At 53.3% G+C, this 14001-nt stretch carries 23 protein-coding genes, 1 tRNA gene and 1 pseudogene; 1 reads left to right on the top strand and 24 read right to left on the bottom strand.

The genetic code is table 11. From position 1 onward, the window contains the following. Position 1: 1 nt before the first annotated feature. From HMPREF1024_RS19060 to HMPREF1024_RS0125960, 24 genes and pseudogenes are all read right to left on the bottom strand, one after another. A complete protein-coding gene (locus HMPREF1024_RS19060) occupies positions 2–1522 on the bottom strand; it encodes a DUF1073 domain-containing protein (protein ID WP_009308028.1) in 1521 nt (506 codons plus the stop codon). Continuing rightward, the gene (terL, locus tag HMPREF1024_RS19065; RefSeq protein WP_009308026.1) at positions 1523–3199 is read right to left on the bottom strand and encodes a phage terminase large subunit; all 1677 of its coding nucleotides are present in this window, start codon (positions 3197–3199) and stop codon (positions 1523–1525) included. Position 3200: 1 nt separating this feature from the next. After that, positions 3201–3686, bottom strand: coding sequence for a DUF2280 domain-containing protein (locus HMPREF1024_RS19070; protein ID WP_009308024.1), 486 nt, complete (start codon positions 3684–3686; stop codon positions 3201–3203). Positions 3687–3716: 30 nt separating this feature from the next. Next, positions 3717–4352: a putative metallopeptidase gene (locus HMPREF1024_RS19075; protein WP_009308021.1), complete on the bottom strand. Its 636-nt coding sequence runs from the start codon at positions 4350–4352 to the stop codon at positions 3717–3719. A 37-nt stretch (positions 4353–4389) separates the two neighbouring features. Next, positions 4390–4566: a hypothetical protein gene (locus HMPREF1024_RS31190; protein ID WP_009308019.1), complete on the bottom strand. Its 177-nt coding sequence runs from the start codon at positions 4564–4566 to the stop codon at positions 4390–4392. A 543-nt stretch (positions 4567–5109) separates the two neighbouring features. Next, complete coding sequence (locus HMPREF1024_RS19090) at positions 5110–5577, bottom strand: lysis protein (protein ID WP_009308012.1); 468 nt, start codon at positions 5575–5577, stop codon at positions 5110–5112. Further along, complete coding sequence (locus HMPREF1024_RS19095) at positions 5574–6053, bottom strand: glycoside hydrolase family protein (RefSeq protein WP_009308011.1); 480 nt, start codon at positions 6051–6053, stop codon at positions 5574–5576. Before HMPREF1024_RS19095 ends, HMPREF1024_RS19090 begins: the two co-directional genes overlap by 4 nt. Continuing rightward, a complete protein-coding gene (locus HMPREF1024_RS19100) occupies positions 6037–6360 on the bottom strand; it encodes a phage holin, lambda family (protein WP_009308009.1) in 324 nt (107 codons plus the stop codon). The genes HMPREF1024_RS19095 and HMPREF1024_RS19100 overlap by 17 nt, the downstream gene beginning before the upstream one ends. A gap of 285 nt (positions 6361–6645) precedes the next feature. Beyond that, positions 6646–6720: transfer RNA gene (locus HMPREF1024_RS19105), tRNA-Asn, on the bottom strand. Positions 6721–6821: 101 nt separating this feature from the next. Further along, positions 6822–7505, bottom strand: coding sequence for a bacteriophage antitermination protein Q (locus tag HMPREF1024_RS19110; protein WP_032451358.1), 684 nt, complete (start codon positions 7503–7505; stop codon positions 6822–6824). Next, positions 7505–7645 carry a YlcG family protein gene (locus HMPREF1024_RS30530; protein WP_009308007.1) on the bottom strand — a complete coding sequence of 47 codons (141 nt, stop codon included), beginning with the start codon at positions 7643–7645 and terminating at the stop codon, positions 7505–7507. The genes HMPREF1024_RS19110 and HMPREF1024_RS30530 overlap by 1 nt, the downstream gene beginning before the upstream one ends. Then, positions 7642–8280, bottom strand: a complete 639-nt coding sequence (locus HMPREF1024_RS19120) for a recombination protein NinG (protein ID WP_009308006.1) — start codon at positions 8278–8280, stop codon at positions 7642–7644. Before HMPREF1024_RS19120 ends, HMPREF1024_RS30530 begins: the two co-directional genes overlap by 4 nt. Beyond that, a complete protein-coding gene (locus HMPREF1024_RS28460; RefSeq protein ID WP_004196828.1) occupies positions 8273–8443 on the bottom strand; it encodes a NinE family protein in 171 nt (56 codons plus the stop codon). The genes HMPREF1024_RS19120 and HMPREF1024_RS28460 overlap by 8 nt, the downstream gene beginning before the upstream one ends. After that, the gene (locus HMPREF1024_RS19130) at positions 8424–8891 is read right to left on the bottom strand and encodes a recombination protein NinB (RefSeq protein ID WP_004196822.1); all 468 of its coding nucleotides are present in this window, start codon (positions 8889–8891) and stop codon (positions 8424–8426) included. Before HMPREF1024_RS19130 ends, HMPREF1024_RS28460 begins: the two co-directional genes overlap by 20 nt. A 250-nt stretch (positions 8892–9141) precedes the next feature. Then, entirely contained in the window at positions 9142–9456 is a 315-nt protein-coding gene (locus tag HMPREF1024_RS19135; protein WP_009308005.1) for a hypothetical protein, read from the bottom strand. Then, positions 9449–10060 (bottom strand): DUF551 domain-containing protein, encoded by a 612-nt coding sequence (locus tag HMPREF1024_RS30005; RefSeq protein ID WP_009308004.1) that lies wholly within the window; start codon positions 10058–10060, stop codon positions 9449–9451. The genes HMPREF1024_RS19135 and HMPREF1024_RS30005 overlap by 8 nt, the downstream gene beginning before the upstream one ends. Continuing rightward, a complete protein-coding gene (locus HMPREF1024_RS31185; protein WP_009308003.1) occupies positions 10057–10233 on the bottom strand; it encodes a hypothetical protein in 177 nt (58 codons plus the stop codon). Before HMPREF1024_RS31185 ends, HMPREF1024_RS30005 begins: the two co-directional genes overlap by 4 nt. Then, positions 10233–10727, bottom strand: a complete 495-nt coding sequence (locus HMPREF1024_RS31705; protein WP_009308002.1) for an ead/Ea22-like family protein — start codon at positions 10725–10727, stop codon at positions 10233–10235. The genes HMPREF1024_RS31185 and HMPREF1024_RS31705 overlap by 1 nt, the downstream gene beginning before the upstream one ends. Continuing rightward, positions 10717–11301, bottom strand: coding sequence for an HNH endonuclease signature motif containing protein (locus HMPREF1024_RS0125965; protein WP_009308001.1), 585 nt, complete (start codon positions 11299–11301; stop codon positions 10717–10719). Before HMPREF1024_RS0125965 ends, HMPREF1024_RS31705 begins: the two co-directional genes overlap by 11 nt. Beyond that, complete coding sequence (locus HMPREF1024_RS19145) at positions 11298–11801, bottom strand: hypothetical protein (RefSeq protein WP_009308000.1); 504 nt, start codon at positions 11799–11801, stop codon at positions 11298–11300. Before HMPREF1024_RS19145 ends, HMPREF1024_RS0125965 begins: the two co-directional genes overlap by 4 nt. Further along, positions 11798–12022: a hypothetical protein gene (locus HMPREF1024_RS19150; RefSeq protein ID WP_004191580.1), complete on the bottom strand. Its 225-nt coding sequence runs from the start codon at positions 12020–12022 to the stop codon at positions 11798–11800. Before HMPREF1024_RS19150 ends, HMPREF1024_RS19145 begins: the two co-directional genes overlap by 4 nt. Next, the gene (locus HMPREF1024_RS19155; protein ID WP_009307999.1) at positions 12019–12312 is read right to left on the bottom strand and encodes a protein ren; all 294 of its coding nucleotides are present in this window, start codon (positions 12310–12312) and stop codon (positions 12019–12021) included. The genes HMPREF1024_RS19150 and HMPREF1024_RS19155 overlap by 4 nt, the downstream gene beginning before the upstream one ends. Further along, on the bottom strand, positions 12309–13178 hold the full coding sequence (locus HMPREF1024_RS19160; RefSeq protein ID WP_032451340.1) for an ATP-binding protein: 870 nt from the start codon (positions 13176–13178) through the stop codon (positions 12309–12311). Before HMPREF1024_RS19160 ends, HMPREF1024_RS19155 begins: the two co-directional genes overlap by 4 nt. Next, a pseudogene (locus HMPREF1024_RS0125960) lies at positions 13163–13723 on the bottom strand (replication protein); the annotation flags it as partial. The pseudogene HMPREF1024_RS0125960 and the gene HMPREF1024_RS19160, both read right to left, overlap by 16 nt. A 66-nt stretch (positions 13724–13789) precedes the next feature. Between HMPREF1024_RS0125960 and HMPREF1024_RS19165 the strand changes: the two are divergent. Continuing rightward, on the top strand, positions 13790–14001 hold a 212-nt coding region (locus tag HMPREF1024_RS19165), incomplete at its 3' end, for an IS3 family transposase (protein WP_009307997.1).

Here is a 14001-nt window from a genome sequence, read left to right as displayed (position 1 = left end):
GTTAGGATGAACCGCCCTTATCGTCAGGGTCTGTTTCTTCCTCTTCGTCGTAGTCGTCTTCGATTTCGAGGTCATCATTCAGGTCCAGAGAGTGATAGGGCGAATCCGGGTCACCGGCGATTTTTTCGCGGACTTCGTTGCCAGAGAGCACGCTGGCGGCCACATAGACAGCGTCAGTGTCAGCGTCTACTTTGCGAATTTCCGCCCGCTCTTTAGCGCTCATTTCGTACAAGGGCTCAAAGTCGAAGGTTATGCCATCGTCAATGTCGCCAAACTCAGAGAGCTGAATGATATCCATCACACGCTTCAGGTTGTCTTTAAAAACAGACTGCTGCAGAGCGTGAATGTAGTCGTAGAAAACGCGGATTTCGCCGTCAGACGATGCATTGAGACCGTTGGGCGTAATGCCCAATAGTTTGACCAGCGGAATGCTTGATACTGCTGACATGTGCTCCTGAGATTGGGCCTGCAGGGCATCCAGACCGTTAAGCGGAGCGTTAACGAACTCAACCGTTTCTGGCTGGGTAGGGTTGTTGTCTTTTGCGAATGCGCCACGGTTATCGCGGCATCGGTTAAAGACATCAAGCCTTGCCAGAAGGCCATCTGCCGCACCGCCCTGTAGGATAGTGCTCATATTTGTTCCGATTACCGGAACAGAGAACGAGTGAATCATATCGCTGACGCTGTCGCGGGTGCGTAGCCAGTTATTCACGTAAGGCTCGGCGATCTGCGAGAGAGACAGGCCGCGAAAGTTATACGATGCCTTCAGCAGGTCAGGCACCTGCCGAGAAACGAAGTCAATCATGCGGCTTGCATGTACGGTCCGCCCCATGACAAACCACTGCGTCGGCTTGTAGAAATCCGGGCTCAGCGGGTTGTCGGAGTTATAAATCCCAGGGTAGGTCCAGATAGGCTCTATTACCCGGAAACCCTGGAGGCTGCCTTTCGTGATCTTCTTGTCGCTCATGAAGAGTTTCGATTGCAGCTCATTGTCGTCCATCCATGCGGAGATTCCCCGCGGCGAACGAACGTCGATGTAAATCTGACCTCCACCGAAGTAGCCATCATGCTCTGCAGCCTCTTTAAAGCGCTCACGCACCTTAAACCGCTTCATGGCCTCTTCGAGTTTCTTTACCCGATCCGCTTTGTCTTCATCGCCGACGGTTTTGAGCTTTATCCATTTGCGGGTCATTTCTTCCGCGATGGTGCCAACCATCTTGCGATATTCAGGCTTTTGCGCCAGCGTGGCCAGGTACGGATAGCCAGGGAAGCTCTCGAAGTCGCCGTAGCCGTAACCGCCATACGCAGCATTGAGGGCATCGTAAGGCGTGGAGTCCATTGCCAGAATGGCGCTTTTGATGGCTTCAGGGATCACGCCTTTCGGAGGTTCGTAGCGCTGAAACTCTCTTCTCGGCGCTGCGCGGACGTCGGCCACAGCTTCCGGCCTAATCCCGACTTTCGGCGCTTCAGGTTCTTTAGCCGGCTCAGGCGCGGCGACTTCTTTCTTTTTAAACCACCACACTTAAATTCTCCTGAGTTGATTCGGGTCGATAACCATCGGCTGCGGGCCGGAAATCAGGTTGTCGTCGATTGCGTCCATCCAGGTATCAAGGATGTCGTCGTTGTCGTGACTGTCATCAGCGGAGAAAGCTGCGCATTCCGTCATCGCCGTCAGCACCCAGTCGGTTGAGCCTGCGATCGTTCCGTCTTCGTAGAAGATGCTGGATAGCTTCTGGCCGTCGTCGGTGTGCGTTGCGGGGACAAAGACTTTCCCGGTTTTGATTTGCGGAATAACGTTAAGGCAGCGAACAAGCTTGTTCTGCCCGGTTCCACGGGGAATTTCCCTTACCGGGATAGCGAGTTGGCCGGGCGTCTGGCTGCGCTTTTTCAGGGTGGTGATGAGGCCCTGACCGGCCTGTTTCTCTTCAATGGCCATATGGCGAAGCGGCATAACCCGCATGGACCCGGACAGGCGCCATTTTTCCCAAACCTCTTCCGCTTTCTTCAGGAGGTCCTCCGGGTCCCATCGACCGCGGACGACATCGATGATGTACAGATTCCCGTCCACACCCATGCCAGCCAACGTAAACACGGTGTAATCCAGCCAGTCCTCTACCTTCCCGCTGTTCGTATCGACGTACACGGCGCGGTGCGTAAGTTTCGGCAGCGTGGTGTACGTTCTGAACCAGCTGGTATCGATGATCCCGCCAGTCAGCGCCATCGGGTTTTGCTGGTATTGCGACAGGAAGGTATAGCGATCCTTTTCCCACAGCTGCAGGAGGTCGTTAACGTCTTCCATCTGCGGCCAGTAGGACCAGTAGCGAACGCCACCAACGACCACAGAGTCGGTATCTTTGACCGTTTCCCAGCAAAGCGAACGCCATGGCTCATCGAGCGACTGGATGTACTTCTCGTCGATCATGGCCGGTATGGCGACATGGTGAAACGGCACCCCCATTCCGCCGGCAAGCATGAAGCCCGTTGCGTCGTCGGTGTGCAGACGCTGCTGAATGCTTACAAATGGCGTCGGGTGCTCTTTCGACTTATCGCCGCGGCGTGAGCGAATGGTGTTTACCAGCAGCGTATTAGCGCTTTTGCGTCGGGACTCGCTTAGCATGTCCACCGGCTTGTTGTAGTCGTCCAGCATCACCATGCCGGAGAACTCTGGTCCGTAGTAGCCACCACGACCACCGGTGATTTGCCCGTTGCTTGAGCGCGATACCGTCTGCCCTATAGAGCGCCCTCGTTCGTCCTTTATCTCCCACTCTTCCGCCTGGTTGACACCAAACGAGCAGGGCCAGAACTCCTGATATTCACGGCTGGCGATAATGTCGCGGGTGCGCCGGCTGTTACGCTTTACCAGCGTGTCAGCAAAAGAGATATTCAGGTTACGAAAGCGTTTAAGCCGCTTCTCCTGCACCAGGGCGTTGACATACGCCGGGAAGTGAATGGAGAAGAACTCAGTTTTCGTACCGCCTGGCGGGATGTTGATAATCAGGTTTCGCGGGACAAGGCGCCCGGCAAGCAGATCATCAATTTTCGAAGCCATCAGGCGGTGATGCCAGTTAACCAGCAGCCGATCACCCTGAATCAACTCGAACCATATTCGGGTGAAGTTCAGGAATGACTTCGTGGACTTTGAACGGATGATCACGCGCTCCGGGAATGACAGATCATCCCATTCGATAATTCCGCTCATATCAGTCCAGCCCTTCTAACCTTCCCTCCAGCTTCTGCTGGGCCTTCGCATAGTCTTCAGCGGTGTACGTCACCTGATTCAGCGGGCCGCCGTCTTTGCCGGTCAGCTCGACCTTTTGCTTGTTGCTGTAGGCGTCTCCAACCTCTTTTGCCGCCTGTTCCAGTAACTGAGCTGTCATGCCGAGGTTCTTCATACCTTCGGCAGTCGTCGACATTCGCTGCAGTACGCGCAGACGGTAGGCCTTGTTGGCGATAGGGATATCGGAAATTTCGTTGAGAAAACGGTCGCGGGTATGGTTGAAGAGGTCTACCCACTTTTTAGCCAGACCCTTGCCGCTGACCTTCGTCGGATCGTGCGATTCAACTTGCTGAGGGGTGACTTTTATCCCGTAATCTTTTTGGATGGCGTCGACCACAATCGACAGCGTGTCATAGCACGCAAGCATTTGAACGATGGCGGCTTTAACTTCCGGTTTTAGTGCAGCCATGAATCACCATCCTTCCAAAGCATTCCAGAATTAAGCCAGTTTCAGCATGCACGTCCCGCAAGCTCTGGCAACATCGATATGAGCAACCTCCGCCGGCCTGTTCGCCGCATCCACCATTTCCTGCACGTCTTTGCTGGCGCCGTAACGCCGGACAACTCCGACGAATTCCTCGACGTCGTGGCCGCGAAGTTTGAGCACCGGCATACCGGTCTCTTTGTTGAATTTCGGCGCGCCATAGTCATCGGTAGCCTGGGCGATGTGGTAAAGCTCATGCTCAACCAGTGCGCAGAACTCCAGATCGTTGCATTGCTCACAGTAGTCAGCAGCCAGGGTGATGATGAACTTCGGTATGCGACCGAACCATTCATGCATCTGCTGTTCCATGCGGGATTTCTGCCAGCCGCCGGCGAGCATCATTACCTGCTCACACTGACCCAGCACAATGCGGCCGCTTTTGGAGAATGAGCCAGAGGCCCACATGAACGCGACATCAGCATCGACCAAGTGTGCATGGTCAGGGTTATGGATTCGGCCCTCTTCGGAGAGGATGTTCTGATTTACCCATTCTCCGATTTCGGTAGCAGGGATCAGACGGGTATATGGCAGCCAGTTTTCGCCAGTAAAGTTGACGGGAGGGTATGGTCTGCGATTGTCATTTTCAGTCATGCAGAACAATCCTCTAGGCTGGTTGGCCTACCCTAAATTACTTTCTTAAGCGCTCATCCTGTTTCATTGAAGGTTGAGGAGAGAATCTCCCAATATACAAATCAATGAATTTTTCGTTGGTCATATTTTTATCAAGATCTTCCTGCCACTCTCTCATCCGGACATGAACTTTTGACCAGTCAACTGACTCTTGTTTGTCGGTGAGATTTGCCATTTATCTATTCCTTCATTACCGTGATGATGGTGTAACGAGAGATTTCTTTGAGGCTGAATCCTTCTCGCTTATCCACTCCATCGTCGTCAAAGTGACAATGAATGAACCCATGTTCAATTATTGGCTTAACGGGGGTGGTAATGGATATACAGAGGGACTGTGAGCCATCTGACACCGGATAGATATTCACGATGTAATGATTAATCAACCTTTTATCCATATCAGAATTTCCTGCTGGATTCTGAAATATATTACCGGGGAATAGCGACAACCATTACCCTAGAAACTTACATAAAACTCTGTCAATGGCGCTTTTAATGCACCATTTGCAGAACTTTATAATTACTCCTGCTTGCCAATCACAGGGCCAATCCGGATACACTTCTTAGTGAGCCAGCCCCAGCGCAAAAGCACTGAAAGGATGAGCAGCGGCTTCATGTATGGGCGAAGCGTAATTTCCGCCATTAGGATTCCAGTAGTGCGCATATGACTCACCTCGTTGTGACATTATTGAGCCACCTCTGGAAGTGGCTCTGTAATGCCTTACTTCAGGCACTGCGTGGTGATGTATTCCTGCGCAGCCCTCAGGGATGTTTGGTCGCTGATGATTCCGGATCGGATACCGAGAACGTTTCGTCCAGCAACTGCAGAGAGTTCGACGGTGGCATCATCGCCCATGCTGGCGGCGCCGGCGGTTTGGGTTGCGGCTGACACTGGACACTTGCCTTTGACGAGCACCCGACCACCATTATCAAGCTTGCGCTGCAGAGCATCATTTTTAGCTTTTTCATCGGCTAATTCCTTCGTGTATTTGGCATCGATCTCTGCGACGTCTCTCTGGCGGGTCTGCATGTCAGCGATGGTGTCTTTCGCCAGGCTGAGTTGCTCAGTCACTTTATCGCGCTGCCTTTTGTACTCGGTGGCATTGTCGTGGTAGTGACTGGCCAGCCAGCCGAGGCTGACTATCAGGCAGATCACAATGGCGCTGATAACTGCGATTAGCCGGTTCATGGTTGTACTTCGGCTACAACGCCGCCAGCGGATTTGAATTTTGCGATCAGGTTATCGGCCTTATGCTCAAACTGGCCATAGCCTGCCCCGGGCAATGACGCCCAGATATTGCTGCAACGATCGATAGCTTGCCGAATCTGCCCGTTATCGATGAGCGGTAGCGCACCACGTTCTTTGATTTGCTGCAGTGCCACCTGGTCCTGTGAAGCCGGGGAGAAGTCTTTCAGTCCAAGTTGTTTACGGTATGCGTCCCACCATTTGGCGAGAAGCTGGTAGCGCCCTGCTGCTGTTGATTTGATACCCAGCTTAGGCAGGCTCACCAGCTTGCGGGGATGGTCGGCGTAATTGCTGAATAGCGATCCGCCGACAATTACGTCATAGCCATGGTTCTTTGTCGGCTGACCCGGCTTGTCAGTACCCTCTGACCAGGCGAGCATATCCAGAAATGCCCTGCGCTGCTTATTGAGTTCCAGCATCATCAGCCCCTGCTTTTCTGGCGGCGACCTTCTTAATCAGGTTGCCGATTGAGTCAGTACCGATATAGCCAATGAAGACACTGGCTATGTAAGCGAGATTGCTGCTCAGGCCAATGAAGTCGAGAAGGTCACGGACGAACCAGGCGATCATCGCGCACATGACCGCATCGATCAGCGTTTTCGCCATAGCGCCACCGTTATAGCGGCCCCGCAAATACGCCATGATGAAAGCCAGTATTGCGCCGATACCCTGCTCCTTAGCTGCCAGCAGAGCGGCGATGAAATCTTGTTTGTAGGGCATTCGCATAAGCCTCACCTCCGTTAATGACGGATGGCGCTGTGCGTAAAGGGGAAAAGAGGCCCAGACCCTGCGGGCTGATTTATCAACAAAGCACGTCGGGGATGATTCCCGAGGGCCTGGGCATGCTCAATAAAAAAACCCGCTCAAGGCGGGAAGAAATACCAAGGGTAAAAGTGACGGCGCGGTAGCCGTAATGGTCCCAAGGTAGAGGGATATGGCGGCCTGTTGCGTTGCGCCAACAACGCCCTGATGGATTGGATTATGAGCCCGTCATCAGGTCAGGCCATTATCTGGCGGGACAGGAAGGATTCGAACCTTCGACCATTCGGTTAACAGCCGAACGCACAACCGCTGTGCTTCTGACCCTGAAACGACAAAGCCCCGACGCTTCCGCCAGGGCTTTTTGTTCATCATGCCGCCACTTAAAGTTAAGGCAGCATATCAAAGTAGACTCAAATATGACGCATTTAATTGACTTTTGCAAGACCCTGCTGCGAAAAAGTCGCTTTTTGTTGTGAACGTGATCGAGAAACAGAGAGTAACGCCTGACTATCAAGTTCCTGGTAGATGCCCATCATGACCTGCCAGTAATCTGAATAATTGTGGCACCAGTTATCTGGCTTTATCCCCACCATCGCGGCGGGAGAGTAGTGATGCCCTCTACCGGTTATTTCCTGCTTTGTATTTTGAGCGGCCAGCCAGATAAGTTGACGAAGGCGATCGACTGTTTTCTTTGCAATGCGCGCGCCGGCCAGCTTCTCGCTGAATTGCTCCCATGCCCACCGGGTGATCGTCTCCTGGTGCTCCCAGCGGATATTGTCGCTGTAATTCCACAGCAGCCAGGCTTTCTGATGCTCTTCCAGCGACAGCAGAGCCCGGCGCCAACTTGCCGTCGAATACTCAACGGGAAGAACGAGAGCGATTGATGAACCCTTAGCACGTGACTGGCTGCCACTCATCGGCGGGCCGTCCGGGTTAACCATTTTTTGCTTCACCTCGCTATATACCTTTTTCCTTCCCCGGCTGCGCGCCGTAGCAGTGAATTGCGCGTTTTCTGCGAACGCCACCAGTTGCCCTTTCGTCGCACCGCTCAGATCGGCGGTGGCCACTATCAGCTGCTGGCGAACGTACTGGAGGTATTGGGTATTAATCATGCTGTCTCTCCCAGGGTCTGATAGATGCGAACGAAATTTCTCAGTATGCGGTAGTCAACCAGTACGGTGCCGCGACCACGCAGGAGGCGGAGCTTTTGCCAGCGGTCGCGGATGCGTTCGATAACGTCACGGCTCATGCGGCCTCCTGATGGCGGGCGCGGCGCTTCTCCAGCGCGCGGGCTCTGCGGGTGAATATGGATTTGATGCGCTGCAGGTAGGGAATATCGAACCGCCGCGGCTCGTTATCAGCCTCAAGGAGCTCTACGCGGTCCAGGCCAATACGTTCAATCAGGTGAATGCGGTACTCAACGGCGTTGCCGCTCAACTGTCGGTTGCAGCGGGTGCAGGCGGAGTGGACATTGAACACGTTGAACTTCAGGTGAGACGCTGCACCGCGGGAACGGTAATGGCTGGCATCAATGGCGCTGCCGGTCAGGTAGTTGCTCTTGCCGATAAGCGGGCTTCCGCAGCTGACGCAGGACTTACCTTCGTCACGAATGCGAATGTACCGGTTAAAGGCAGACTGAGCCTCTTTATCCCACTGGGCCTTTGTCTTGAATGACTCACGCTTAGCTCGGCGACGCTGGCGCCCCTCTTTCTCGGATTCGCGCCGGCGCTTCACCGCCCTGGCCTTCGCTGCTTCCCGAGCTTTTGCTGTCTGTTTTTTGCCGATCGCGCTGGCGCATTCAAAACTGCATACCACCTGCCCTTCCCGGGCAGGATGGAACCATTCGCGGCAGTGGGCGCATTTACGGCGTGCTGGTTTACGCATGTGGCCTCCTTGCTCTCAGGCGTAGCCACTTCTTATCGACCAGGCGAGCGGTGTAGTCTTTCAGGGTTGGGATATCGGAAGGCTTAACTTCTACCTTGCGCTTGCGGCGCGCAGGCACGCGGAAGATGCCGCGATCCATGACCTTAGCGAGCAGACTGTGCATGCGAAGCCCTCCACTCATGGGCCCATGCAATCCGACTGCTGGACTTCTCGCTGAACTTCACATTGTGCTCGGTGCCGAACCAGTAGATCGCCTCGATCACCTCGACCATGTAGCGCTTGCTGGATTGAGAGGTACGAACGCCGAAGTAGACACGGCCGCCATTGATGCCCGGGGCGGATTTCTGTTCACGCTCCGGGTTTTGCATCTGGCTGACCAGCACAGTGATGAGGTCTTTCCACTCCTCAGGCTCCAGCTTTTCGCCGTGCCAGATCACCTGATCGCTCAGGTCTTTCAAAAGTGGCCACATAAGGCGATTCTGTTTGTCGGTGCGGCTTTCTTCGCGCGCCTCGATAATCAGCGGCGATCGGTGGTCGACGGGCAGAGACTGGATGAAGTTGACGACGTTACGCTTAACATTGTCGTTGATAAGGCAGAATTGTTGCTTCACGCTTCACCTCCGCAGAGGTCAAACGCTGAATGCAGAAGATCGCCGGTGGCCTTCGCCATCGGTGACAGGGATTGCTGTAAGGTTTTGTGCGCCATGTGTCCCCACTTGGCGCCGGATAATCGTGTCAGTTGCTCAGGCTGACGAGGTAATTATCGCCCTTCCCGGGGATAAAAGCAAAATGAGCATATACGATAAACCCCTCAGGAGAGGGGTTTGATTTCAACTGGAGGATTTACGTTCTGCGGGGGATTTAGGCATGCTCCCGCTCCTTCTGGCGCTGGTCTTCATTGCTGAAGTCGTCGCCGTCTATTGGCATCAGGTATTTTGCTGGCATCAGCGCGAAATCCATCCTTTTCGCCTCTCCAGTAGAGCCATCTCGCGCCACCAAGTCGCCTGATACCAACCATGCATCTCCCATAGGCACCGGCTCGGCGTACACCTCTCCATTCCAGGTAAACCGGGAGCCATTCGGCACAAAGCCTGCAACCAGTACAGCCTTCCCGTCATTGGTACGGTAGAAGCCACCAATAATCATCGCCTGACAACCTGCGCGTAACTCAGCCATGTATCACCTCCTGCGGGGCGGCTGGCGTCGGCATCCAGTGGGTTATCTCGTTCTCGATGGCATCGCCGCAATGATAAAAAGTATGTTTTTTATGACTGTAGTGACCGCTTGTTACTTCTCCAATTTCAGCATCCCATAGGATTACCTGCTTGCGGTCTTCCGGCATCCGCTCGCTTACCGGAATCCATTTACCAGGCACTGCCGGCGCTGTCTGCGCGTGGCGATAGAGCTTAGTGCCAGGCTCAAAGGACTGGATAAGGCGGCGATAAGAAAGCGCATCCCCTCCATCATCGCCAACAACAATCACCGGCTCGCTGTCCGCTACCGGCTGCGCTGGCGGCATATCTGGACCTTTGCGAATGGCTTTTGCCAGTTCGATAGGGTCATCGTAAAACCAGTCTCCGGTTTCAGGGTGATTGGCTTCTGCCAGTCGAGCGGCCCACTCCAGACCGTCTTTGTGTCCCTGTAAGTAGTCGAGAGGCAAACACCAAGACTCGCCGTCCATTGCGGCCAGCGCCATGCGGGCCAATGCCGAAGCCTCACCGCATTGCACATGGTCAGTCTCGATAATGTTGAGTAGTGTTTCTCGTGAAAATTCGCTCATTTCCGGTCCACCTTAATTTTGCTGAGCGCCTCAAAGTGCCTGCGCATAGTTGCCTGTACTTCGGGATGCTGCCAGTTGGTATGGATTCCGCCGTCTTCGTCGATGGTGAATTTACCGGCGTTTTCTGTGAGAACCCGCTTGAGGCGTTGTTCGGAACTTTCGATTTTGAACATCACTCATCCTCCACCTTGATGCCAGCGGCATGAGCAGCCAGGCATTTATTGAAACCGTCGTTGTTATTAGCCAGCCCAAGATTCCAGCCAGCAGTTAAGCCAGCTCTGTAGGCGCTCTCCTGCAGGTTTTCTACAGTGACGGTGCGGGACTCCAGTTCTTCAACTCGCTGACTCAACTTCGCGCACTCCTCAAAGTTGCTGATAGCCTTTCGTTCCCACTCAGCAGACTGCTCGCGAAGGTGTCCGTTGGCGCGCTGCGCCTTCTCCAGCGCCTCTACCAGCGCGGTGACGTTGGTAGGGTTAGCCATAGCGATGAATAAAGCGTCATGTGGTCGCTTTTTACTTATGTGTTCACAAACCATAATTTCATCGTGATTTCCTCCGCCAACCCCACAGCGACCATCGTGATATTGAAATGCCCTCCAGTTACCCGGAGTCGCTTTCCCTGCTGCCGCTTTCAGGCTCTGCGCCAGTTCGGTGATATCAGTTGTCATAATGAGCCTCGCATTTAGCTTTCCCATGATTGGGATGAAACCCAAGTTGTTTTTCTGCATTAAGCCTCGCTGACTCTGCGTCTTTCCTTTCTAGAAAGGTGCCTAAATGCTTTTTCTTTTCCCCATCGAAGATGTATGCGGTCCACTTCCGAATGTCCCTTCTGAAATGAACTCCCACTGCATGCGAAGAGTTGTCTTTTCTGACTGTTGCGTTTCTCTTATTTTCAGCCTGAGTGACTAAACGGAGGTTTTCTATACGGTTGTCAGATCGGTCATGGTTGATATGATCAATAGACATTTCCTTGGGTATGTCGCCGTTATGCATGCACCAGACAAAGCGATGCGCTTTATATACTGACCCAAGCAAGCGTATTTCCTGATAGCCTTTACAGGATGTGTGGCTTGCCTTTTTGCCAGCAAATCGTTTATTCCATGAAATGCAAGATGCCTCACTTTTGAACATGTGAAGCGGTCTTTCCTTCCAGTAAAAATCCAAACCGTCAAAATGAAGGTAGGTTTCAATCATTTCTTTATTAATTGGCTTTGCGGCGATGCTGTGGTTTACCTTGCTCATTTGGCCCCCTCGCGCAGTTGCTTGGCGAAGGCGTCAGCAGCAAGTGCAACCCCTTTCGCCAAAGCGTCAAAAAACTGGTCATCACCAGGAATTCGAAGTTTTGCCGCAAACTCCTCCACCCCATCAGCCTTAATCCCGGCTACGATGCGATCGGTGGCGGGGGTTGCAGGCGCATGCATAATTGCGACAAGCATTGCATCATGCATGCAATCCGAATCAGAGCATCCAAGCGCCTCTGCTGTTTTAAACTCCCGGTACATGTTTTTGAATGCATCCGTTTTGCACCATGCGTTGATGTCCTTCAGCGCCACATTCTCCGCAGCCAGCTGAGCATTTTGGTCTGCCAGCATATTCCCGGTTTTTATGGCGGCATCCAGTGAAGCGCTGCAAATGCGAAACTCTTTCGCCAGCTTCAGGAACTTCTGCTCTCTGATCGACAGCTCGCCTGCGCTCTCCAGGGAGGCGATGAGCTCGTTTACTGCCTGTAGTGTGATTGTCATTTGGAGGCTCCTTCGGTAAGCATGGCGATGATTTCTTCCGGGGTCTCTTTCACGTCAATGCGTTCTCCGGAGGTCATTTTCAGAATTGTCACGCCAGCGAAAAACATGCTGACGATGTGACCTGCGGCAACAAATACAGGCTCGTAGACTGTTTCAGGCTCCCAGCCATATTTGCCCTGGCGCTCTACCGTTCCCCTTTGGCTTAATTTGATAAATTTCATGCCTGCGCCCTCCCGTAAACAGCCAGTACCCGCTTCATCGCCGGGCTTTGCCGACACTCGTTGAAAATCTGATTGGTGCTCTTTCTGCCTGCAATTTCTTCCTCAGTGGCCAGCCGGTAGTAAACCGTCCGCCACACCCGAGCTTCAGCTACCAGTACCCCCTGCTTTGCCAGGATATTTGCAGCCTGGTTGATGCAGGTATGCGTCATCCCGGAAGCCGCGGCGACATCTGGAGAGCTGCAGGTTTTATGCGTTTTCAGGTAGTTCAGAATTGCGTCTTTGCCTGTCATGACCGGTTCTCCCGATAGCTGCCCCAGGTAAACGAAATTGTGCAGCCGCCGCCGTCGTTCATGCGGTCGATGACGCGCTCTCCGATAAACTGCGTCAACTCATCCTTCGGCAGGTTGCTGATCAGGATCGTCGGCTTCAGGCGCTCGTAGCGGGTATTGATGATTTCAAACATGATCATCTTCTCGGCTTCGCTGCCAAACTGCACACCAACCTCATCGACAATGAGAAGGTCTGGCTTCGTGAAGTAGCGGATCACATCATCCTCAGTGCGCGTGGCTGTTTTTGACCAGGTCGATTTAAACTCCCGGGCAATCTTCAGCGCCGTCGTGAAAATGACAGAGCTTTGGTGGTGCTCAATCACATGGCGGGCAATGGCCAGCGCAAGGTGGTTTTTACCGGTGCCAGGCTTGCCACACATAACCAACCCACCGCCCTGCTGTAGGCGATCAGTCCATTTCGATGCGTAGGCCTGGCAGACCCGTAATGCTCGCTCAGAATCCTTCCCAACAGGCTTGTAGCTGTCCAGAGTGCACGTGGAGAATCGCTCTGGTATGTCCAGCTGGCGAAGCAGCCTTTCTGCAGTTTGCTGGCGAACTCGCTTATCCCAGCGAACCTTTTCATCCCTCAGAAAATTCAGTTCGTCTTCCAGGCAGCCCGGGCAGCGTGTCGGCGGTGATGGCAGATTGATGATGCTGCTGGTCAGGATCCGCTTGCGCTGCTCATACTCGCCATGCTTTTCGCAACAGACGCGCTCGATAACCACCTCGCAATTCGGGATGTCTTCCGGTGGCTTGCTCAGCTGATCAAGCATCCGCTCAATGGCAGTGATTTTTTCTTCCAGTTCCATGATCAGTCCCTCGCCCATGATGGGATTTCAGTCTGCCCGTAATCCTTCCCTGCGAAATTTTCGGCAACTCGCACCTGTTGACTTGGTTGTGGCTTGGCACCATTTGGCTCAAACAGGCCTTGCCAGCCATTGGCGATGCTGCGGTTGATAATTTCTTCGGGCGCGTAACCGTTCAGTCTGCAGCGGTCCAGCAGGTTGATAGCCTGGGTGACCGTCTGCTGAGACTTGATCGGCTTTTTCAGGTCGCGACGATATGCCACCCATGACGACCAGATTTCTGCAGAAAGCCAGTCAGGCAACTGAACAGCTAACGCATCGAACGAAACCGCCCGGGGGGATTTAGGGGGGTTATTAATATTGTCTTTATTGTCTTTTGTATGTTTGTCTTTTGTGTTTACCTGATTCGGGTAATAGGCGTTACCTGATTCGGGTAAACTTTTCTTACCTGATTCGGGTAATGTTACCTTTTTCAGGTAAGCTCCTTTTTCCGTACCTTTTACGGGTAAAGATGACCATTCGCTGACCGCTTTATTAATCCCGATTACGCGACCGGTTTGAGTTAATTGATCCTACCCGCGAATAGTGGACACGCGACTAAGTGAGTAAACTCCCAGACAGAGGTATCTCACATGACTAAATCAGCAACCGTAAGTAAGAAACCACGTAAACAGCATTCGCCTGAATTCCGCAGCGAAGCCCTGAAGCTTGCGGAGCGCATCGGCGTTGCCGCTGCCGCCCGGGAACTCAGCCTTTACGAGTCTCAGCTATATACCTGGCGCAGCAAATTACAGCAGCAGAAAACGTCTTCCGAACGGGAAAATGAGCTGGCCGCTGAAAATGC

Source organism: Klebsiella sp. 4_1_44FAA, assembly GCF_000238715.1.
Classification (GTDB): Bacteria; Pseudomonadota; Gammaproteobacteria; order Enterobacterales; family Enterobacteriaceae; genus Klebsiella; species Klebsiella pneumoniae.
This window is presented reverse-complemented; position numbering and strand designations above follow the sequence as displayed.